Genomic DNA, 20705 nt, shown 5'->3' on the forward strand with positions numbered 1-20705 from the left:
GGAACGGGGACGGATCCGCCCGGAACCGCGGCTCCACCCATCCGGACGGGCCGCCGTACCGAACCGGCTGCATGGGAACCCTCATCGTCATCGGCCTCCTGGGAGGCCTCATCACCGGAATATCGCCATGCATCCTGCCGATGCTGCCCGTGATCTTCTTCGCGGGCGGTGTCCAGGGTGCGCGGCCACGGAGCGCCGACGACAACGGGGGCACTGGCACCGGCGGTACCGCCACCGCCACCGCCACCGCCGTGCGCACCCGGCGCTCTCTGCGCCCCTACATCGTCATCGCCGGCCTGGTCCTGAGCTTCAGCGTCTTCACGCTGCTCGGTTCCCTGCTGCTCACGGTCCTGGGCCTGCCCCAGGACCTGCTGCGCTGGGCGGGGATCACCCTGCTCATTCTGCTGGGCATCGGCATGATCGTGCCCCGGTTCGAGACCGTCCTTGAACGGCCCTTCCAGCGCATCGCCGCCTTCGGGGCGAAGCGGGGCGCGGCCCGGCAGGACCGGGGCGCATTCGTCCTCGGTATGGGCCTCGGCGTCCTCTACGTGCCGTGCGCCGGACCGGTCCTCGCCGCGATCACCGTCGCGGGCGCCACGGGCAACATCGGGCCGGAGACCGTGGCCCTGACGGTGTCGTTCGCCGTCGGCGCCGCGCTCCCGCTCCTGCTGTTCGCACTTGCCGGACGCCGGATCGCCGAGCGGGTCCAGGCCTTCCAGCGGCACACGAAGGCCATCCGGACCGGCGGCGGTGTGGTCGTCATCCTGCTGGCCATCGCCCTGGCGTTCAACGTGCCCGCCGCGATCCAGCGGCAGCTCCCGGACTACACGGGTGCGCTGCAGGAGCGGGTTGACTCCTCGGAGACCGTGCGGCAGGCACTCGACCTGGGCGGCCTCGTCACCGACGAGAACCGTGAGCTGTCCAACTGCTCGAACGGCGCACCGGTGCTCGAGGAGTGCGGCACCGCGCCCGAGATCCGCGGCATCGACGCATGGCTCAACACCCCTCAGGGTGAGGCGCTCCAGCTCGAGGCCCTGCGTGGCCAGGTCGTGCTTGTCGACTTCTGGACCTACTCCTGCATCAACTGCCAGCGGGCCATCCCGCACCTCAACGCCTGGTACGACGCGTATGCCGACGTCGGCGAGGGGTTCGAGGTGATCGGTGTGCACACCCCCGAGTTCGCGTTCGAGCGGGAGACGCGGAACGTGATCAAGGGTGCGGAGGACCTCGACGTGACCTACCCGATCGCCCAGGACAACTCGTACGCGACCTGGACGGCCTACCGGAACCGCTACTGGCCGGCCCAGTACCTGATCGACTCCGACGGCACCGTGCGGCACATCCGCCTGGGCGAGGGCGGCTACGAGAACACCGAGAAGCTGATCCGCGAGCTCCTGACGGACGCGAACCCCGGCGTACAGCTGCCGGCGGCCACCACGGTGCAGGACGCGTCACCGCTCGACGAGATCACGCCCGAGACCTACTTCTCCATCAAGCGCGTCATCAACTACGCGGGTGAACCCGAATACGCGGCCGGCCGCCAGGAGTTCGTCCTCGCGGACGGGCAGCAGCAGGACACGTTCTCGCTCGGCGGTAGCTGGGAGGTCGACTTCCAGGGCGCGCAGGCGCTGTCCGACGACGCACGGGTGCGCGTCGCGTATCGGTCGGCCGACGTCTTCGTGGTCCTCGGCGGCGAGGGAACGGTCGAGGCGGCAGTCACCGACGCCGACGGCGAGACCCAGGAGATCCTGCAGATCGATGTCTCCGGCAACCCGCGGCTCTACCCGGTGCTCGAGGGTGACGACCGGACCGAGGGGCTCGTGGACCTGAAGGTGCCGAAGGGTGTCCAGGTCTTCACCATGACGTTCGGGTAAGGCCGGGCCCGTGGGTCGAGCTGGTCGAGATCAGGTCTCGACCAGCTCGACCCACGGGGTGGGCCGCTTACGCCGCCGGGATCGTTCGGACGTGGCTGCGCTGACGCTCGGTGAGTCCAGGAGTCCAGGCGCTCAGGCGTCCACCGGGGTCTCCAGCTCGAACGCGGCCAGGTCGGTGGCGATGCCGTTGACCTGGAGGGCGACGGCGTGCGGTCCCGGGTAGTAGCGGCGCGTGGTGATCGGCCGGAACGAGTGCTCGCGGCTGAGCCGCACCCGCTCGCCGGGTGCGAGCGTGCGGGTGGTCAGCTTGAACGTCTTGGCGGTGCGGGAACCGTTGGCCTTCTGATGGTGGACCACGTAGTCGATGGACAGTCGGGCCTCCTCGGCGCCGACGTTGCGGACCTCGGCCGTGAACCGGAGCGTGCCGCCGAACGGCACGCGGGCGCCGTCGAGCACCGGGCCTTCGATCTCGAGGGAGGCGGGGCCGAACCCGAGCAGCCGCAGGGCACCCGGATCGCCACGCTTGACCAGCGTGCGGAGCGCGTGCCGCACGAGTCCCTGCGTCGTCGCGGTGGGCTCGGCGAGCCAGCGGCCGGCCGTGGCGACCACCAGCTCGGGGTGGTCGCGGCTGAGGTCGTTGAGGTGGTTGGCGACGGACCGGCGTACGTACTTGCTCTCGTCCCGGTACAGGGCGTCGAGGACGGGCACGGTCACTCCCGGGCGGGCCAGGATCTGCGGCACCCGCACTGCCCAGGGCAGATACGGGCGGGTGCCCTCGCTGGCCAGCCGGCGCACATCGGCGTCGTCGGACCGCGTCCAGGCCGTGGCGCGGCCGAGGGCGCGGTCCAGGTCTTGGCGCAGGAGGGTGCGCACCGCGAACTCGGCGGTGAGGCGCCCGGTGAGCTCGGCGAGGAGGTCCATCGCGTCGTCGAAGGCGGCGTCCGTCCCCTCCTCGACCGCGCGTTCCGCCACGGCACTCGTGACGGGCCAGATCAACCAGCCCGTGAACGGCGTCACGCCGTCGCGTGCGGCGCGCACCACCCGGGCGAGGTCCGCGTACCCGCCGGGTACGTCGGCCAGCAGTGCGTCGCGCAGCAGGTCCGCCCGCTCGCGGAGCGAGAGCTCGCCGAGCCGGCCGACCGTCGCGGGTAGCGCGCGCAGGACCAGGTCCGGGGCGGCCACACCCACGGCGTCGGTGAGCGTGGTGGCCGTGTGGTCACTGATGAGCTGGTCGGCGAACGGCATGCGATTCCTTCTCGACGAGGGCGGGTACGGCAGAGGCTCAGGTCACCAGGGTGACCTGAGCCTCTGACATCGACGCTCGGCGAGCCGGTTCCGCTTCGGGCGCGTGCCTCGTTCCTCGGCCCGCACCCTGCGCTGCACCTCCGGCTCAGGTCCTACTTGTATCGCCTGAGCCTGCGGTTCCGCTTCGGGCGCGTGCCTCGTTCCTCGGCCCGCACCCTGCGCTGCACCTCCGGCTCAGGCGACCGTCGCGTCGATCGTCACGGGGATGTTGCCGCGTGTGGCGTTCGAGTACGGGCACATGGCGTGCGCGCCCTCGACGAGCTTGTCGGCGGTGTCCTGGTCCACCCCGGAGAGCTCCACGTGCAGCGCGGCGCTCAGGCCGAACCCGCCGCCGTCGATCGGGTTCAGGCCCACCTCCGCGATGACGGCGGAGTCGTTGATCTGCACCTTCTGCGAGGCGGCGACCGCCTTGAGCGCGCTGTGGAAGCACGAGGCCCAGCCCGCGGCGAACATCTGCTCGGGGTTGGTGGCCCCGCCCGGGCCGCCCATCTCGCGCGGGATCGCCAGGCCGACGTCGAGTACGCCGTCGTCGGTCACCACGTGGCCTCCGGCGCGGCCGTCGCCCGTGGACGTCGCGACTGCCGTGTAGATGCTGTCAGCCATGTTCTGCTCCTTCTCTGAGACCGGCGCACGAGCGCTCCGGCCAAGTAGACGAACTAGTACGTCTACCGTAGGGCCGAACCCTGCCGCGCACAAGTGAGCGGCCCGGCCTGCCGGCGGGAAGGGCAGCCGGGGAACGGCACGAGCCCGCCGCCACAGGACGTGGCGGCGGGCTCGTGCGCGGCGCGACGGGGCGCTGTTGCGATAACTAGGCGGGCTGCGCGGGCTGGGCGGTCCGGGCGGCGTCGACCACCGCGAAGATGGCACGCTCCAGCGCCTCGCCGACCCGGGACGGGTCGTCGAGGTAGCCGGTCAGCATGGCGCCGTCCCGCAGCATCATCAGTTCGTCGGCCGCCTGCTCCGGGTCGGGCACGCCCAGGTGCCCGGCCATCGCGGCGAAGGTCCGCCGGTACCAGGCGCGGTGCTCCGCGACGACCTGCCGCACCGGGCTGTCCGGGTCGGCGTACTCGGCCGCGGCGTTGATGAACGAGCAGCCGCGAAAACCCGGGCGGCACGTCTCGGTGCCGACGGCGCGGGCGAAGCGCCGGAGGGCCTCGGCGTCGTCGCCGGTGCTCGCACGCACGCCGTCCAGCGCCTCGCGCTCCCAGGCTGCCTGCCGTTCGAGGTAGGCCACCACCAGTGCGTCCTTGGTGCGGAAGTGGCGGTAGAACGTGACCTTCGTGATCCGGGCACGCTCGATGATCCGGTCCGCGCTGACCGCGCGGATCCCCTGGGAGTAGAAGAGTTCGGTCGCCGCGTCGAGGACGCGGTCCCGGGCCGTCGGGCCGCCCGCTGTCGGGGTGCTCATCGCGCCATCTGCTTCCGTGCTCGTTTTCGATGATCCGAAGGACCATTCTACGCGGCGGTGTACTGACGGGTTCGTCTACCTCGATCCCGCCGCCCAGGCCTGTTCATCCGTAGGTCGGCCCGTGTTGGGGTCGTCGCTACCCCGGGGTTTCCACTTCACCGCCGGGTGGGGGACAATGGCACCCGTGGTCATCCGGAACGCCCGATTCGTCCCGCACCACCGTTCTGCGTCCGCTGCGGCTCTGCTCGCGGCAGCCGCCCTCGTCCTCGCCGGTTGCACGGTGCCGACGGCCGGGGGTGTCGACGGGAGGACGGGGGAGAATTTTCAGGTCCGTGAACCGTCCGGGCCGGCACTCGTGCTCGACTCGACCGACCCCGCAGAGCTCGCGCTCACCGCGAGCCAGGCCTTCTTCCACGCCTCTCCGGTAGCCGTGCTCGCGTCGGCCGACGACGACGACGCGCGCTCCACCGCCGCGGCCACCGGCGCCGCCGTCACCGCCCCCGTGCTGCTCACCGACGGCGGCGTCTCGGACAAGAATCTCGCCACGGAGCTCGAACGGCTCGGCGCGAGCACCGTCGTCGTCATCGGGGACGAGGAGGCGCTCGCGGCCGTCGGGGACGCCACCGGCGAGGCCGAGGCGGTCCGGTTCGACCCGGGCGCGCTGAGCGCGGCCGCCGAGGCGGCCGCCTCCACGGGCCGTGGAGGCGGCAACGACAAGAAGCAGAACGTCGCCAAGGTCCAGATGCCCACCGCCGACCGGCTCGACGCGGCCGACGTGGACGGGCTGCGCTCGAAGATCCCCGACGTCGCGGACCCAGAGCTGCTGCAGGAGATCCTCGTGGCGGTCGACCCGAAGCTCGGACAGGAAGCGGCGATCGGCACGGCGCTCGCCGCCGGCGCCGTGCCCGTGGTGGTCCCGGGGGGCAGCGTCGCCGCCGGGCCGGAGACGGTGGAGACCATCCGTACCCTCAAGCCGCTCGGCGTGGTGGGGATCGGCGCCGAGTTCGGCTCGGCCGACGACCTGGGCTGGCAGGTGGCCGTGGCCACCTCGGGGGCCACGCTGCCCGACGGCACGCTGCGGCTGTTCCCCGGCCGGTACGTGTCGACGTCGTACACCGTGCCGGCCGGCATCGCCGACCCGGCGGCCGACGCGGCTCGGGCGGTAACCGCGGCCACGACCAACGGCGAGGTACTGGGCGGCTCGCCCCTGGTCACCGTCACCGCGAGCCTGCGGTCCGGTGCGGCCGGCGAGGACGGCGACTACGTCGACGAGCAGCCGCTCGATCTGCTCACCCCGGCCGTCGACGCGATCCGTGCGGCCGGACAGCTCGTGCTGCTGGACGTCGCACCCGGCAACGAGCCGCTTGCCGCGCAGCTCGACGAGGTGGAGCCGCTGCTGTCGAAGCCGGGTGTGGGCCTGTCGGTGCACCCGGAGTTCCGGCTGGCGGGCAATGGCGCGGAGGCGGGCGCGGTGCCCGTCGCGGAGCTGCAGGCGGTCGTGGACCGGCTCGCGAAGATCGCGACGGAGCGCGGCCTGCCGCAGATCATGCTGGAGGTGCACCAGTCGACGGCGGCGTCAGTGGTGGACCGGGCGCAGCTCCAGGTTCCGCCGCAGGTCGCGGTGGTCTTCACCGCCGCGGGTCCGGGCGAGGGGCAGGCCACGGCGGCCGGCGTGTGGGCCGACGTCGCCGGCGAGATCCCCGCGCACACGTTCCTCGGCTGGTCGGCGCCCAGCGAGGTTCCGGCGGATCCCACGAGCATCATGCCCACCGAACCGCTCCTGGGTCTGGTCTCCGCAGGCTGAACCTGCGAAACTGCGGGCAACCATCGGAGCGAAGGGGCCCTAACAATCGTGACCACCGTGAGCAGCAGCGCGGGCATCGTCGCCGACGCAGTCATCCCAGCACCTGTCGAGCTGATGCCGGCCGAGGGGGTGCTGGACCTCACGGCGGTCACCGTCGACGCGCCGGACGCCGTCGTCGTGCGCCTCGCGGGTGAGCTCCTCGCCACCACCGGGGCGTCCGTCGTGCCGGACGGCGGGACGCCCGTCGACCTGACGATGGACCCCGCCGCCGGCCCCGCCGGCTCCAGCAACCCGGAGCGCTACACCCTGACCGTGACGGCGGCCGGCGTGGCCGTCGCGGCGCCCGAGCGTGCGGGCCTGCTGCACGGCGTGCGGACGCTGCGGCAGCTCGTCAACGCGGGCCGCCGGGAGACGGACGGACCGCTCGAGGTGGGCGCCGTCGTCGTGCGCGACGAGCCGCGGTACGCGTGGCGCGGGCTGTCGCTGGACGTGGTGCGCCACTGGTTCGGGCCGGCCGACCTGCGGGCCGTCGTGGATCTCGTGGGCTCGTACAAGATGAACCGGCTGCACCTGCACCTGACCGACGACCAGGGCTGGCGGCTGGAGATCCCGTCCCGGCCGGCGCTGACGGAGAAGTCGTCGCAGACGGCCGTGTCGGGGGCGACCGGCGGGTTCCTCGGCGCCGACGAGTACCGCGAGCTGCAGGAGTACGCGGCCGAGCGGGAGATCGTCATCGTGCCCGAGATCGACGTGCCCGGGCACGTCAACGCGGCGACCCACGCCTACGGCGAGCTCACACCCTCGGGTGAGCCGACCGACACCTACGACGGCATCGAGGTCGGCTTCTCGAAGCTGCACATCGACCTGCCGGCCACCGAGCCGTTCCTGCGGGACGTGTTCACCGACGTCGCGCGCATGACGCTGGGGCCGTGGGTGCACTTCGGCGGCGACGAGGTCCACACCATGGAGCCCGAGGAGTTCGGCCGGTTCGTGACCCTGTGCCAGGAGATCGTCACGGGTGCGGGCAAGACGCCCGTCGCGTGGCAGGAGGCCGCGGGCGCCGCGCACGGTGACCAGTCGGCGGTGGCGGTGGCGGCGCAGGCGGGGGCCGCGGTGGCGTCCGGCGCGGTGGCGTCCGGCGCGGTGGCGTCCGACGCGGTGGCGGACGGCGAAGGACCGGCGGTCGTCCGGCCGGGCACGGTGCTGCAGTACTGGGACACCCGGCCGGATCACGCGCCGTTCCTGCGTGCAGCCGAAGCCGGCGCGAAGTTCGTGATGTCCCCGGCCGACCGGGCCTACCTCGACATGAAGTACACGCCCGAGCACCCCTTGGGCCAGCAGTGGGCCGCGTTCGTCGAGCTGCACGACTCCTACGACTGGGACCCGGCGGCTCTCATCGAGGGCCTGCCCGAGTCGGCGATCGAGGGCGTCTCGGCCGCCGTCTGGACCGAGACCCTGCTGAGCCGCGACGATCTGTTCTCGATGCTGCTGCCCCGGCTCGCCGCGGTGGCCGAGACCGCCTGGTCGCGACCGGCCGCGAAGGACTGGGAGTCGTTCAGGAGCCGGGTGGCGGTCGAGGCGGGCACGTGGCGCCGCGAGGGCTCGACGTACCACCCGACCCCACAGATCGACTGGTAGCCCTTTCGTTGAGTGCTGGCTATCTGTTGAGAAAACGGCCCGATCTCAACAAATAGCCAGCACTCAACGGGTTACTTCGGGGGGCGGGACGCCAGGGCCGCCGCGTAGAGGTCCCGCTTCGGCACGCCCGCCGTCTCCGCGACCTCGGCGACCGCCACCTTGAGCCGTTCGCCCGCGGCGACCCGCTCGAGGACCTCGCCCACGACGTCCTCCACGCTGACCCGCACCGCGGGCGCGCCGCTGACCACCACGCAGATCTCGCCGCGCAGCTGTTCCGCGGCCGCCCGCTCGGCGAGGTCGGCGAGCGGGCCGCGCAGCACCTGCTCGTAGGTCTTGGTGAGCTCGCGCGCGACGGCGGCCGGCCGGGTCTCCCCGAACGCGGTGGCCATGGCGGCCAGCGTCTCCGCGATCCGGTGCGGTGCCTCGAAGAACACCATGGTGCGCGGCTCGGCGGCCAGCGCGGAGAGCGTCCGGGCCCGGTCGCCCGCCTTGCGCGGCGGGAAGCCCTCGAACGTGAACCGGTCGGTGGGCATGCCGGAGAGCGCCAGCGCCGTCAGCACGGCGCTCGGTCCGGGGGCGGCGGTGACGCGCAGCTCGCGCTCGATGGCGCGCTCCACGATGCGGTAGCCCGGGTCCGAGACGGACGGCATCCCGGCGTCGGTCACGACCACCACGGTGCCGCCGCCGGCGACGACGTCGAGGAGCTCGTCGGCCCTGGCCGTCTCGTTGTGCTCGTGGTAGCTGGTCACCCGGCCGCGTACCTCGACCCCGAGTCGAGCGACCAGCCCGTGCAGGCGGCGGGTGTCCTCGGCGGCCACGACGTCGGCCTCGGCCAGCAGCCGGACCAGGCGCGGTGAGGCGTCCTCCGTGTTGCCGATCGGGGTGGCGGCCAGGACGAGGGAGCCGGCCTCGGGCGCGGGCCCGGGAACCAGGGACGGTTCGGTCATGAACCACAGGGTCCCACGCTCTATGCTGGCCCGGTGTCTCAGCAGCCTGACGCCACAGGAGCGCATTTCGCCGCAACGCAGCAGGCTCTGCCCGGAACGTACGGCGCGCACATGCGCCGTGAAGCCGTCGCGGGCCGGATGACGCGCACGGGGTCGTTCCCCGCCGTCGGGCAGCCTGCGCGGCCCGTGCCTTCCGTGCGCGACCGGCTGCTGCGCGATCTGCTGGGTGAGCGCCGTCTGGCGCTGGGACGGACCGCCGCCGACCGGTTCTGGGGCGTGCTCGGCGCCCTGCTCGTGACGGCGATCGCCGCGGGTGCGCGGCTGTGGGAGCTGGGCCGTCCCGGCAAGCTGGTCTTCGACGAGACCTACTACGTCAAGGAGGGCTGGTCACTGGCCAGCCTCGGGTTCGAGGCCGCCTGGCCCGAGGACCCGAACCCGGCGTTCGAGGCCGGTGACGTCAGCTCGTACAAGACCGACGAGGCCGAGTACGTCGTCCATCCGCCCGTCGGCAAGTGGATGATCGCCATCGGGATGCGCCTCATGGGCGGGGCCGACAACCCCATGGCGTGGCGCATCGCGAGCGCGGTCATCGGGGTGCTCGCCGTCCTGCTCATGGTGCGGATCGCCCGGCGGCTCTTCTCCTCCACCATGCTCGGCCTGGTCGCGGGCCTGCTGCTGGCGGTCGACGGCGAGGCGATCGTGCACTCGCGCACCGGCCTGCTGGACCAGTTCCTCATGTTCTGGGTGCTGGTCGGGTTCGGCTGCCTGGTGATGGACCGGGAGTGGGCCCGACGGCGGCTCGCGGACCGCGTGGCGCAGATCGTCGAGGCGGGCGGGGCGATCGGGAAGTACGGGCCGCGCCTCGGGTTCCGCTGGTGGCGGCTCGCCGCGGCGGTGTCGCTGGGGCTCGCATGCGGCGTCAAGTGGTCGGGCCTCTACTTCGTCGCGGCGTTCTGCCTGCTCACGGTCGTCTGGGACATGACGGCGCGCCGCACCGCCGGCGTCGAGCGCTGGTGGGAGGACGCCCTGGTGGTCGACGCCGTCCCGGCCGCCCTGATCATGCTGCCCACGGTGGCCGCCGTCTACATCGCGTCGTGGTCCGCCTGGTTCGCCCACCCGAAGTCGTACCTGCGCGACTGGGCGGCGGTGAACGGCGTGACGCCGCCCGGCTGGTGGCCCGACTGGGGCTGGGCGCAGGGCGCGTGGGAGGCCGGACGGTCGCTGTGGGAGTACCACCACATGATGTGGGACTTCCACACGGGTCTGGACTCGGACCACAACTACGCGTCGCACCCGCTGGGCTGGATCGTGCAGTGGCGTCCGACGTCGTTCTTCTGGGAGAAGTACACCCCCGGCCAGGGGCCGTGCCCCGCGGACGCCGTCGGCGACTGCGCGACCGCCGTGACGTCGCTGGGCAACCCGCTGCTGTGGTGGCTGGGCGCGCTGGCGATCCCCGTCGTGCTGGTGCTCGCCATCCGGTTCCGCGACTGGCGCGGCGCCGCCGCCCTGACGGGCATCGCGGCCGGCTGGCTGCCCTGGTTCCAGTACTCGTGGCCGCTGGCCGACCGGACCATCTTCACCTTCTACACGATCGTGTTCACGCCGTTCGTGATCCTGACCCTCGTGTACCTGCTGGCCGTCGGGATCGAACGGACCGCACGCCGGAGCGGGGACCGGCGCATCGTGTGCTGGCTGGCCGCCGTGCTCGTGGTGCTGATCGTGGGGGTGAGCGTGCTCTACTACCCGATCTGGACGGCGATGCCGGTGCCGTACGAGTACTGGCAGCGCCTCATGCTGCTCCCGAGCTGGATCTGACGGACCTCGCCGGTCGAGCTGCGATCAGATCGCCGAGGAGTCGCGGAGCTCCACGCCCGCGGCCGTCAGCTCCCGCTCGGCGACCTCGCCCTGCGCCGGTGACACCGGGATCGTCAGGTCGGTCAGCACCCGCGCCGCAAGCCCTGCTCGGCGCGCGTCGAGTGCGGTGTGCTTCACGCAGTGCGACTCGACGAGGCCCACGACGTCGACGTCGGTGACCCCGGCCTCCTCCAGGACGGTGGCGAGCGTGCGGCCGTGCTCGTCCGCGCCGTCGAAGCCGGAGTACCCGTGCGAGTACTGGCCCTTCTTGAGCCGGGCGTCCGGGTCGAGGTCGGACAGCGCCGGGTGCAGCTCGGCGTTGGGCGTGCCGGCGACGCCGTGCGGCGGCCAGGAGTCGACGAAGTCCGGGGTGTCGCTGAAGTGCTCGCCCGGGTCGATGTGCCAGTCCTGCGTGGTCACCACGGTGGTGTACCGGTCGCGGTGCGCGGCGGCGTAGGCCGCGACGCGGTGCGCTATCTCGTTCGCGCCCTCCGTGGCGAGCTCACCGCCCTCGCAGAACGTGGGCTGCACGTCGACGACGACGAGCGCCCGGCGTACGGTTCCGGACTCGCTGATGCTCATGCCCCCACTCTGCCACCGACCGGCGCCCGCCCGGTCCCCGAGCGATCGGTAGTCCGTCACATGATCGGTACCCCGGAATGCCGACCACCTGACGAGATGCCGACCATCCGCGCGCCGCTCTCCGCCGCGACCCAACTACCATTGAGGTCATGCCGGAAGCCGAGAAGACCTTCTACCTCACGACGCCGATCTACTACGTGAACGATGCCCCTCATATCGGGCACGCGTACACGACGGTCGCCGCCGATGTCCTGACGCGCTGGCACCGTCAGAGGCAGGAGAGCGTCTGGTTCCTCACCGGGACGGACGAGCACGGCCAGAAGGTGCTTCGCACCGCAGAGGCGAACGGCGTGTCCCCTCAGGACTGGGCGGACCGGCTCGTCGAGACGGCGTGGAAGCCGGTGCTCAAGACCCTCGACGTGCGCAACGACGACTTCATCCGCACCACGCAGGAGCGGCACGAGACCGCGGTGCAGGCGTTCCTCCAGGACCTGTACGACAAGGGCGAGATCTACGAGGGCTCCTACGAGGGGCCGTACTGCGTGGGCTGCGAGGAGTACAAGCTGCCGGGCGACCTGGTCGACGGCACGGGCGACCACGAGGGCCAGAAGCTGTGCCCCATCCACGGGACGCCTGTCGAGATGCTCTCCGAGCAGAACTACTTCTTCAAGATGAGCGCGTACGCCGACCGGCTGATCGCCCTGTACGAGGAGCACCCCGAGTTCGTCCAGCCGGCGTCGGCCCGCAACGAGGTCGTCAGCTTCGTGAAGCAGGGCCTGCAGGACCTGTCGATCTCGCGCTCCACGTTCGACTGGGGTGTCCCGATCCCGTGGAACTCGTCGCACGTGCTGTACGTGTGGTTCGACGCCCTGCTCAACTACGCCACGGCCGTGGGCCTGGACAGCAGCGACCCCGAGCGCAAGGAACAGTTCGCACGGACCTGGCCCGCCGACGTGCACCTCGTCGGCAAGGACATCCTGCGGTTCCATGCCGTGATCTGGCCGGCCATGCTCATGGCCGCGGGCCTGCCCCTGCCGAAGACGGTGTTCGCGCACGGCTGGCTGCTGGTGGGTGGCGAGAAGATGAGCAAGTCCAAGCTCACCGGCATCGCGCCGTCGGACATCATCGACACCTTCGGGTCGGACGCGTTCCGCTACTACTTCATGCGGACCATCGCGTTCGGCGGCGACGGCTCGTTCTCCTGGGAGGACATGTCCGCCCGCTACAACGGCGAGCTCGCCAACGGGTTCGGCAACCTCGCGTCCCGGACCGCGGCGATGATCGGCAAGTACTTCGGTGGTTCGCTGCCGACTCCTGGTGAGCGCACGGACGCCGAGGTCGCCCTCGCTCAGGTCGCGGCCAAGGCCGTGGCCGACGCCGAGGCCGCGATCGACCGGCTGGCCATCCACGAGGCCGTGTCGGCGGTGTGGACGCTCGTGGACGCCACGAACGGCTACCTCGCCGACACCCAGCCGTGGAAGCTCGCGAAGGAGCCCGGCGAGACCGACGAGTCCGGCGCCGGGGTCGACGGCGGACGCCTCGCCACGACGCTCGTCACGGCCACGGAAGCGCTGCGGTCGCTCGCGGTGCTGCTCAACCCCATCACGCCCAAGGCGGCGGCCGCGCTGTGGGAGCTGCTCGGCGCGGAGGCTCACCTCGGGGCGCTCGATGCGCAGCCTCTCGAGAGTGCCGCCGCCTTCGGCGTCCTGCCCGCAGGCACCACGGTGACGAAGGGCGCCTCACTCTTCCCGCGCCTCGAGGACCAGACGGCCTGAGCGGCCCGGAGATGGCGAAGCGCACACGCGAGCGCGGATTCCCGGCCGATCCGGAGCCGCTGCCCGTACCCGTCGTCGACAACCACACCCACCTCGACCACATCGGTGCTGTCCTCCCGGACACGCCGCCCGACGGCGAGCCAGGTGGCGCCTGGCCGCCGTCGGTCGCCGACCACCTGGCGCGTGCCGCGCGTGCGGGGGTGGACCGTGTGGTCCAGGTGGGCTGTGACCTCCCGTCGGCCCGGTGGACCGACACCCTCCTCACGACGTCGGGCGCGGGTGCTCAGCCGACGGCGGGGGTCCTGGGGGCCGTCGCCATCCATCCCAACGAAGCCACGCTGCACGCCGGCATCCTCGAGGTCGGGCCGGACGGGCTCGCACCGGAGCCCGAGGCGCACCACGCCGTCGGGCTCGACGACGCGATCGCCGAGATCGCGGACCTGGCCAAGGGCAACGAACGCATCCGGGCGATCGGCGAGACCGGTATGGACCTGTTCCGCACGGGTCCGCGCGGCGCGCAGGCCCAGCGGGACAGCTTCCGCACGCACATCGCGCTGGCCAAGGAGCTGGGCCTCGCCCTGCAGATCCACGACCGGGACGCGCACGCCGAGGTCATCGAGGTCCTGCTGGCCGACGGCGCCCCCGAGCGCACCGTCTTCCACTGCTTCAGCGGCGACGCCGAGATGGCCCGCGTCTGCGCCGAGAACGGCTGGTACCTGTCGTTCGCCGGGCCGGTCACCTTCAAGGCCAACCATCACCTGCGGGAGGCGCTGACGGCGGCACCGCGGGAGCTGATCCTGCTGGAGACCGACGCCCCGTACCTCACGCCGCACCCCTTCCGGGGCCAGCCGAACGCCCCGTTCGCGGCCGCCCACACGGCCAGAGCCATGGCGGCTCACCTGGACGAAGACCTCGGGACGCTGTGCACCGACCTCGCCGCGAACTCGGAACGCGTCTACGGCACCTGGTGAAAATGCCGCATTGAGGCGAAGAATGCGGTATTTCATTTCATGCCCGGTTGGCTTTTCCTGCGCGGTTTGTTCCGTTACGGTCTGGTGCTCGTGGTGAGGTACGCACGGCCGTGGCTCGCGAGCAGAGCGGCCCGCTGGGTGGTCCGTGGCGCCGTCGTCGGCACGCTCGCTGCTGTGAGCGGTGTCTACGTCGCCAACGCGAACACCCTGACGATCGACTACAACGGCGTCGTCCGCACGGTCGGTGTCTACGGGGACACGGTGGGCGAGGCGCTCGCGTCGCAGCACATCCGGCTGGGGCGCGACGACGTCGTGCAGCCCGCCGCGACCTCCGACGTCGGCGCGGGTGGCACCGTGGTGGTCCGGACCAGCCGCGAGGTCACCGTCGAGCTAGATGGCCAGGTCATGACGCTCCGCACCACCGCGGGCACCGTCGGTGAGCTGCTGGCGGCCCTGGGACCGCGTGGGGACGGTGCGCTCGCCACGGCCTCCCGGACCGCGCGGCTGGACCGCGACCCGGTCCGGTTCTCCACGGTCAAGCAGGTGAACATCGCGGTGGACGGCTCGGTGCTCGAGTTCCACACCACCCAGTCGACGGTCCGCGGCCTGTTCCGCGAGGCGGGCATCTCGCTGGCCGACCGTGACGTCACCTCCGTGCCGCTCGACGCCGCGGCCGTGGACGGGATGGTCGTCATGGTTAGTCGCGACGCCTCGTCGTCGCGCACGGTGACCGAGGTGCTGCCGTTCGAGACCGAGACCGTCGAGGACTCGAGCCTGCCGGAGGGCTACGAGTCGATCCGCACGGCGGGCGTGCCCGGTGAGGCCAAGGTGACGTACGCGGTGAAGACGGTCGGCGGGGCGGTCGTCGAGCGCACGCTGGTGGAGCGCAAGGTCACCCGTAAGCCGGTGAACGAGGTGCTGGTGGTAGGGACCATGGACGTCGCCACGGCCCCTGTCGACCCCGGCTCCGCACGGGCACTGGGCCAGGCGATGGCCGCGGAACGTGGCTGGGGTGCCGACGAGTTCTCGTGCCTGGACCAGCTCTGGCAGAAGGAGAGCGGCTGGCGCTGGAACGCGGACAACCCGAACAGCTCCGCCTACGGCATCCCGCAGGCGCTGCCGGGCTCCAAGATGGCGACCGTCGGCAGCGACTGGCTGACCAACCCGGCCACCCAGATCGAGTGGGGCTTCGGGTACATCTCCGGGCGCTACGGCACACCCTGCAGCGCTTGGGCCCACTCCGTGGAGATCGGTTGGTACTGAGCCATGCTTTTCCCAGCAGACATTTAGGGTATTGCTGAGCTTTCTGGACCCTTTGCTCAGCAAATCACGCAATAGCGCTTGCATTTGGTAACGGCCGAGTTACGGTCTGTGAGACCGCCGGATCGGACAGCCGGGCCCACGTCTCGCGCGAGAGGTGCGTGCGAGGCGAGCCGCCCCGGCTGCCGTGCCCGGACCGCTCGAGGACTGGACCCGCGTGACATCTCCGCATCCGGCTCAGAGCAGCCCCAGACGACTCTTCCTCCACCCCGACGCCGACGGCGACGTCGGCCTCACCGAGCCTTTCGGCCCGCCGCCGCCCGCGGACGAGGTGTTTCCCGCGGCGATGACCGTCGCGGACGTGCTCAACACCCCGTCCGAGGTGATGGACAGCCTTCCGCCCGGCCATCCCTCCGGGCCGACGCCGGTCGTGACGACCGGCGGGGCAGGGGTCATGACGACCCCGCCGCCCCCGCCGCCGCCGCCCGAGCCGGAGCCACCCAGGCGGCGCCGCGGCGTGGTGCTCCTCGTGACCTTCGTGGTCGTCGCGCTGGCCGGTGCCGGTGGCGCCGCGACCTACGCGGCGGCCCACAAGACGGTCACGCTCGACGTGGACGGCGAGGTGGCCACCGTCGAGACCTTCGAGGGTGACGTCGGCGACCTGCTGGCGGGGGAGGGTGTCGAGCTCACCGGCCGGGACGTCGTGACGCCCGGCGTGGACGGCGCGCTGCGGGACGGCGGCACCGTGGTGGTCCGCTATGCCCACGAGGTCACCGTGCGGGCCGACGGCGAGCAACGGACCGCCTGGGTGGCCGCACTCGATGCCGACCAGGCGCTGAGCCAGCTCTCGCAGGAGTCCGGCCGTGTGGTCCTGGTCCCTTCGCGTGCCGAGGGCCGGGTGACCCTCCCGATGCGGCTCGACGCCGACGGCCCGGTGTACCTGGTGGCCGGCGGGGAGACGCAGCGGGTGGCTGACGGCTCCGTGCACCTCGACGAGCTGCTCGCCGCGAACGACATCGCCGTGGACGCGGACGACCGGATCGCCGTCGGGCACAGGCCGATGGGCGATCAGGACGCGCCCGCGGTGACTGTGGTCGTCAAGGATATCCAAACCTCCATCGTCGAGACGGTCAGCACGATGCCGTTCGACACGGTGACGGCGACCGACCCGGACCACTACGAGGATCTCGGCCCATACGTCGCCTCCGAAGGAGCCGCCGGCAAGCGGGTCATGTCGTGGGACATCACCGAGGTCGACGGCAAGGTCGTGAGCAAGGAGCAGCTGAACACCTGGGTCGCGAAGGCACCTGTCGACAGGGTGATCATGTACGGCACGAAGAAGCGCCCCGAGCCCGAGCCGGACCCGAAGCCGAAGTCCGACGCGAAGTCCGACACGAAGTCGAAGCCGGGCTCGAAGTCCGACGGCAAGTCCGACGCCAAGGCCGACACGAAGCCCGACGCCAAGTCCGACGCCAAGTCCGACGCTAAGGCCGACACGAAGTCCGACGCTAAGTCCGACGCTAAGTCCGACACGGAGACCGAGCCGAAGCGCGATGCCGGGCCTGACTCGAAGCGGCAGGCCGAGAACTGACCCGGTAGTGCCCCACCGCCACCCCTCACAGGCCCCTCCGAGACTTGGACACTTGTCCAAGACAAGTGACCGAGAACACAGTTGCAATTCACTGGGATAGTTGGCCGAGCGGTAACAAATCAGTTACGTTCGGTTGTCCTCGCTGGCGCGGGGGTGCGAAGTGGTGTAGACCACTGCACTCCGGCGGCAGTAGGACGGCACTGGACGCGGAACCTCGCGGGCAGTGTGAGACCGCCGGATCGGCCGGTCGAGACCGCGACGACTCGCGAGAGTCGCCAGGCCCCCAGGCCGAATCGTGGTAAGGATTCCCGCCCCAAACGGGACCCGTCTCGCCGCCCGTGCCCGGGACGTCCGACGACTGGACACGAGTGAACCCCCGTTTTGAGCAGCAGAGTTCTGGCTCCATCCCCAGCATCAACTCAGAGTCCGAGGCTGTAGCACCTCAGGACGCCCCCTCGAAGCGTCGCCGTCGCTGGCCGCTCGTCGCCGGCCTCTCGGCCGTCGCGATCGTCGCGTCCGGATCGGTCGCCTTCGCGGAGGCACAGAAGACCGTCACGCTCGACGTCGACGGCACATCGAAGACCATCACCACCTACTCCGGCTCCGTCGCAGGCATGCTCGAGTCGCAGGGCGTCCGTCTGGGCGACCGCGACCTCGTGGCCCCCGGGGCCGACGCCAAGCTGTCCGACGGTGACGAGATCGTCGTCCGCTACGCCCGCCAGGTCACCATGTCCGACGGCAAGGCGGAGCGAGACGTCTGGGTCACTGTCACCGACGCGCACGAGGCGCTGACCACCCTCGCCGAGCGTGGCGGCGACGTCGCGCTCGTGGCGTCCCGCTCCGGCGATCGTGTGTCGCTCCCGCTCCGCCTGAACGACGACGGCCCCGTCGCCGTCGTGGCGGACGGCTCGGCCCGAGTGGTCGAGGACCACTCGGCGAGCGTCGACAGCGTGCTGGACGACGTCAAGATCAAGGTCGATAAGAACGACCTCGTGAGCGTCGTCCCGGTCGACACCCTGGCCGAGGACAAGACGATCGACGCCAGGTCGGCGAAGTCTGCCCGGGAGGCCGGCGCCGACGTCGCCGTCCAGGTGCAGCGCGTCGAGAGCAAGCAGGTCACCAAGAAGTCCCACGTGGCCTTCGACACGAAGACGGTCCAGGACGACGACCGCTTCGTCGACGAGGGCGAGCTCGTCCGGACCGACGGTGAGCGGGGAGTCCGCACGCGGGTCATCCTGCTGCGCACCGTCGACGGCGAGGTCGTGCTCCGCAAGGAGCTCTCCGACAAGGTCACGAAGAAGCCTGTCGACCGCGTCATCGTCGAGGGCACCAAGGAGCGCCCCGTCGTGGAGGAGACCTCCGCCGAGGTCGAGACCGAGGCGGCCAGCGAGCCCAGCGGCTCCAGCGAGCCCAGCGGCTCCAGCGAGCCGAGCACCCCGGTGCCGGCGGGCTCCGTCAAGGAGATCGGTCAGCAGATGGCCGCCGCCCGTGGCTGGACCGGCCAGGAGTGGACCTGCCTCGAGATGCTCTGGGAGCGCGAGTCCGGCTGGAACCACCAGGCGGCTAACCCGTCGTCGGGTGCCTACGGCATCCCGCAGGCGCTGCCCGGCTCCAAGATGGGCTCGGCGGGCTCGGACTGGGCGACCAACCCGGCCACCCAGATCAAGTGGGGTCTCGGCTACATCGCTGACCGCTACGGCACGCCGTGCGGTGCGTGGGGCCACTCGGAGTCGGTGGGTTGGTACTGATCCGACCCTAGGTCGCTCTCGTGCTGCGCGCACTCTCCGGCGGAACTTGCTTCGCTGCGTCCCACCTCCGAGTGCGCTCCGCACGAACGCTCCAGATAGGCTCCCCTGCATGAACGAAACCTCAAGCGCCCTGCTCGGTCCCGCGGAGATCCGCGACCTGGCAGGGCGTTTGGGCGTTCGGCCCACCAAGACGCTGGGTCAGAACTTTCTGCACGACGGCGGAACGGTCCGCAAGATCGTGCGGATCGCCGGGCTGCGGCCCGGCGAACGGGTCGTCGAGGTGGGGCCCGGGCTGGGCTCCCTCACCCTTGGTCTGGTCGAGGCCGGCGCCTCGGTGGTCGCCATCGAGATCGACCCGGTCCTGGCCGGGCAGATCACCGAAACCGTCAAGGCACGGTTCCCGGACGCCGACTTCGAGGTGGTGCTCTCCGACGCGCTGGACGTCACCGCCCTGCCCGGTGAGCCGCCGACGGCGCTCGTGGCGAACCTCCCGTACAACGTGGCCGTCCCGGTGCTGCTCACGATGCTGCAGCGGTTCGACTCGCTGGAACGGGTGCTCGTGATGGTGCAGGCCGAGGTGGCCGACCGGGTCGCCGCGGTACCAGGCTCGAAGATCTACGGCATCCCGTCGGTGAAGGCGGCCTGGTACGCGTCGGCGCGCCGGGCCGGGACCATCGGCCGCAACGTCTTCTGGCCCGCGCCGAACGTCGACTCCGCGCTCGTGTACCTGGAGCGCCGGGATCCGCCGTCGACCAGCGCGCCGCGCGAGCGGGTCTTCGCCGTCATCGACGCCGCGTTCGCGCAGCGGCGCAAGACGCTGCGAGCCGCGTTGTCGGGCCTGTTCGGCTCAGGAGCCGCCGCCGAGACGGCGCTGCGTGCCGCGGGTGTGGACCCGAGCGCACGCGGGGAGACGCTCGTCGTCGAGCAGTTCGCCCGCATCGCGGAACAGCTCGACCAGCGGGCGGAGGGCGCCGAGTGAGCGCCCGTCTCAGTGCGGCGCCGCCGCCGTCGGTCCGCGTGCGCGCGCCCGGAAAGGTCAACCTCGCCCTGCGGGTCGGGCCGGTCGGGAGCGACGGCTACCACCCGCTGGCGACCATCTTCCAGGCGGTGTCCCTCTTCGAGGAGGTCACGGCGACGCAGGTGGCGCCGGGGTCCGGTATCTCGCTGACGGTCTCGGGCCCGCAGGCGGACGCCGTGCCGACCGATGAGTCCAACCTCGCGTGGCGCGCCGCCGCGCTGCTCGCCGACCGCACGGGGCTGGCGGCCGACGTCGCGCTGCACATCACCAAGGGCGTGCCGGTCGCCGGGGGCATGGCCGGCGGGTCAGCCGACGCCGCCGCAGCGCTCGTGGCCTGTGACGCGCTCTGGGAGGCCGGGGTGCCGCGCCCGGAGCTGGTGGAGATGGCCGCGGAGCTCGGGGCCGACGTGCCGTTCTCGCTCCTGGGGCACACCGCCGTCGGCACGCGGCGCGGCGACCTGCTGACCCCGGCGATGACACGCGGCGAGTTCCACTGGTGCTTCGGCACGCAGCGCGTCGGCCTGTCGACACCCAGCGTGTTCCGACGGTTCGACGAGCTCGCGGGCCCGTCGACGCCCGACGTCGCGCCCGCCGCCGACGACACCGAGCTCATGCACGCGCTCCGGGCCGGGGACGCGGTCGCACTGGGCGAGGCGCTGCACAACGACCTGCAGGGCCCTGCCCTGGACCTGCGACCCGAGCTCGCCGCCGTGCTCGACGTCGCCATGGACTCCGGGGCGCTGGGCGTGGTCGTGTCCGGGTCCGGCCCCACCGTCGCGGCTCTCGGCCGCTCCCGGCAGCATGCGCTGGCGCTAGGGGCTGCGTGGACGGCGGCCGATGTCGTCGACGCCGTCTGGTGCGCCACGGGCCCCGCCCCGGGCACGCAGATCATCACCTCGATCACCCGCTGACCGCCCTCCCCCCGCCACA

At 71.7% G+C, this 20705-nt stretch carries 16 protein-coding genes; 11 read left to right on the top strand and 5 right to left on the bottom strand.

Annotated features, from left to right (window positions below):
* The first annotated feature begins 71 nt into the window (after nucleotides 1-71).
* Nucleotides 72-1874: a cytochrome c biogenesis protein CcdA gene (locus LUU90_RS23205; protein ID WP_275006329.1), complete on the top strand. Its 1803-nt coding sequence runs from the start codon at nucleotides 72-74 to the stop codon at nucleotides 1872-1874.
* Nucleotides 1875-2006: 132 nt separating this feature from the next.
* On the opposite strand, the gene LUU90_RS23210 is transcribed toward LUU90_RS23205, so the two are convergent.
* The 3 genes from LUU90_RS23210 to LUU90_RS23220 all read right to left on the bottom strand — a co-directional run bounded on the left by LUU90_RS23210 (nucleotide 2007) and on the right by LUU90_RS23220 (nucleotide 4587).
* Nucleotides 2007-3119 (bottom strand): DNA alkylation repair protein, encoded by a 1113-nt coding sequence (locus LUU90_RS23210; RefSeq protein ID WP_275006330.1) that lies wholly within the window; start codon nucleotides 3117-3119, stop codon nucleotides 2007-2009.
* 234 nt (nucleotides 3120-3353) lie between these two features.
* The gene (locus LUU90_RS23215) at nucleotides 3354-3782 is read right to left on the bottom strand and encodes an organic hydroperoxide resistance protein (protein WP_275006331.1); all 429 of its coding nucleotides are present in this window, start codon (nucleotides 3780-3782) and stop codon (nucleotides 3354-3356) included.
* Between the two features lie 205 nt (nucleotides 3783-3987).
* The gene (locus LUU90_RS23220; protein WP_275006332.1) at nucleotides 3988-4587 is read right to left on the bottom strand and encodes a TetR/AcrR family transcriptional regulator; all 600 of its coding nucleotides are present in this window, start codon (nucleotides 4585-4587) and stop codon (nucleotides 3988-3990) included.
* A gap of 355 nt (nucleotides 4588-4942) precedes the next feature.
* Between LUU90_RS23220 and LUU90_RS23225 the strand changes: the two genes are divergently transcribed.
* Both LUU90_RS23225 and LUU90_RS23230 read left to right on the top strand, forming a co-directional pair.
* Entirely contained in the window at nucleotides 4943-6391 is a 1449-nt protein-coding gene (locus tag LUU90_RS23225) for a hypothetical protein (protein WP_275006333.1), read from the top strand.
* Nucleotides 6392-6448: 57 nt separating this feature from the next.
* On the top strand, nucleotides 6449-8029 hold the full coding sequence (locus LUU90_RS23230; RefSeq protein WP_275006334.1) for a family 20 glycosylhydrolase: 1581 nt from the start codon (nucleotides 6449-6451) through the stop codon (nucleotides 8027-8029).
* A gap of 71 nt (nucleotides 8030-8100) precedes the next feature.
* Here the strand turns inward: LUU90_RS23230 and rsmI are convergent, their stop codons facing one another.
* On the bottom strand, nucleotides 8101-8976 hold the full coding sequence (gene rsmI / locus LUU90_RS23235) for a 16S rRNA (cytidine(1402)-2'-O)-methyltransferase (RefSeq protein WP_275006335.1): 876 nt from the start codon (nucleotides 8974-8976) through the stop codon (nucleotides 8101-8103).
* A 111-nt stretch (nucleotides 8977-9087) separates the two neighbouring features.
* Here rsmI and LUU90_RS23240 point away from each other — a divergent pair, with 111 nt between their 5' ends.
* Nucleotides 9088-10791 (top strand): dolichyl-phosphate-mannose--protein mannosyltransferase, encoded by a 1704-nt coding sequence (locus LUU90_RS23240; RefSeq protein ID WP_275006336.1) that lies wholly within the window; start codon nucleotides 9088-9090, stop codon nucleotides 10789-10791.
* A gap of 24 nt (nucleotides 10792-10815) precedes the next feature.
* Here the strand turns inward: LUU90_RS23240 and LUU90_RS23245 are convergent, their stop codons facing one another.
* Nucleotides 10816-11412, bottom strand: a complete 597-nt coding sequence (locus LUU90_RS23245) for an isochorismatase family protein (RefSeq protein WP_275006337.1) — start codon at nucleotides 11410-11412, stop codon at nucleotides 10816-10818.
* Nucleotides 11413-11561: 149 nt separating this feature from the next.
* Between LUU90_RS23245 and metG the strand changes: the two genes are divergently transcribed.
* The 7 genes from metG (at nucleotide 11562) to LUU90_RS23280 (ending at nucleotide 20686) form a co-directional block, all read left to right on the top strand.
* A complete protein-coding gene (gene metG, locus LUU90_RS23250; protein ID WP_275006338.1) occupies nucleotides 11562-13187 on the top strand; it encodes a methionine--tRNA ligase in 1626 nt (541 codons plus the stop codon).
* An 11-nt stretch (nucleotides 13188-13198) separates the two neighbouring features.
* On the top strand, nucleotides 13199-14158 hold the full coding sequence (locus tag LUU90_RS23255; RefSeq protein WP_275006339.1) for a TatD family hydrolase: 960 nt from the start codon (nucleotides 13199-13201) through the stop codon (nucleotides 14156-14158).
* A 90-nt stretch (nucleotides 14159-14248) separates the two neighbouring features.
* Nucleotides 14249-15421 (top strand): ubiquitin-like domain-containing protein, encoded by a 1173-nt coding sequence (locus LUU90_RS23260; RefSeq protein WP_275006340.1) that lies wholly within the window; start codon nucleotides 14249-14251, stop codon nucleotides 15419-15421.
* A 214-nt stretch (nucleotides 15422-15635) separates the two neighbouring features.
* Nucleotides 15636-17009 carry a ubiquitin-like domain-containing protein gene (locus tag LUU90_RS23265; RefSeq protein WP_275006341.1) on the top strand — a complete coding sequence of 458 codons (1374 nt, stop codon included), beginning with the start codon at nucleotides 15636-15638 and terminating at the stop codon, nucleotides 17007-17009.
* Between the two features lie 368 nt (nucleotides 17010-17377).
* Entirely contained in the window at nucleotides 17378-18757 is a 1380-nt protein-coding gene (locus tag LUU90_RS23270; RefSeq protein WP_275006342.1) for a ubiquitin-like domain-containing protein, read from the top strand.
* A gap of 109 nt (nucleotides 18758-18866) precedes the next feature.
* Nucleotides 18867-19736 carry a 16S rRNA (adenine(1518)-N(6)/adenine(1519)-N(6))-dimethyltransferase RsmA gene (gene rsmA, locus LUU90_RS23275; RefSeq protein WP_275006343.1) on the top strand — a complete coding sequence of 290 codons (870 nt, stop codon included), beginning with the start codon at nucleotides 18867-18869 and terminating at the stop codon, nucleotides 19734-19736.
* Entirely contained in the window at nucleotides 19733-20686 is a 954-nt protein-coding gene (locus tag LUU90_RS23280) for a 4-(cytidine 5'-diphospho)-2-C-methyl-D-erythritol kinase (RefSeq protein ID WP_275006344.1), read from the top strand. Before rsmA ends, LUU90_RS23280 begins: the two co-directional genes overlap by 4 nt.
* Nucleotides 20687-20705 lie beyond the last annotated feature (19 nt).

Origin of the sequence: Promicromonospora iranensis (assembly GCF_028994775.1) — a bacterium.
Taxonomy (GTDB): Bacteria; Actinomycetota; Actinomycetes; order Actinomycetales; family Cellulomonadaceae; genus Promicromonospora; species Promicromonospora iranensis_A.